The organism is Alistipes intestinihominis (genome assembly GCF_040095975.1).
In the GTDB taxonomy this organism is placed as follows: Bacteria; Bacteroidota; Bacteroidia; order Bacteroidales; family Rikenellaceae; genus Alistipes; species Alistipes senegalensis.
The window spans coordinates 1-828 of the sequence record NZ_JBBMFL010000050.1 but is presented as its reverse complement, the minus strand read 5'-3'; the positions used below and the strand labels follow the sequence as shown (position 1 = coordinate 828).

General features: G+C 63.4%; 1 protein-coding gene. It reads right to left on the bottom strand.

The features are described 5' to 3' along the window. Positions 1-828: sugar-binding domain-containing protein (locus WMO46_RS15580; RefSeq protein ID WP_349094662.1), on the bottom strand; the 828-nt coding region annotated here is incomplete at both ends.

Genomic DNA, 828 nt, shown 5'->3' with positions numbered 1-828 from the left:
GCCCGGCGTCGAGCATGAGACGGGCTATCGTACCGAAGAGTTTCGCCGTTTCAGAGGCCACGGCCTTGCCGTCGGGGTCCGTGAGGGTCACCTCCGCCGTGCAGCCCCGGGTCGCTGCGGGGAGAGCCAGCTCCACGGCGAGCCGGCCGCGGGTGTAGTTCTCCGAGAGGGTCGCGTCGAGCCGCACGTCGGCGATATGGCGTTTGTCGCGGGCATAGAGGAAGCAGTCGCGGCCCACGCCCGAGAGGCGGAAGAAGTCCTGATCTTCGAGATAGGTGCCGTCGCACCAGCGGAAGACCTGGAAGGCGAAGAGATTCTTGCCGGGCTTCACGAAGCGCGTGATGTCGAACTCGCATTCGAGCTTCGAATCCTCGCTGTAACCGACGAACCGTCCGTTGACCCACAGGTAGATGTTCGAGGTGACGGACCCGAACCGGGCGATGACCTGCTTGTCCGACCACGAGGCCGGGATCTCGATTTCGCGGCGGTACGAGCCGACATGGTTTTCTTTTATCGGCACGTAAGGCGGATTGTTCTCGAATTGTTCGCGCCATGCGTAGCCGATGTTGAGATATTGCGGATCGCCGTAGCCGTTCAGTTCCCACAGTCCCGGAACGGGCATCGTGCTCCACGAGCGGTCGTCGTAGTCCGTGCGGAAGAAATCCGCGGGACGCTGGTCGGCGTTGCGGACCCACGAGAATTTCCACGTCCCGTCGAGGTCGAGGAAGCGTTCCGAGACGCGCGGGTCGCCCTTCCGGGCGGCTTCTGCGGATTCGTAGGCGAAATACGAAGCCCGCATCGGCAGGCGGTTGATTTCGTTCACCGCGG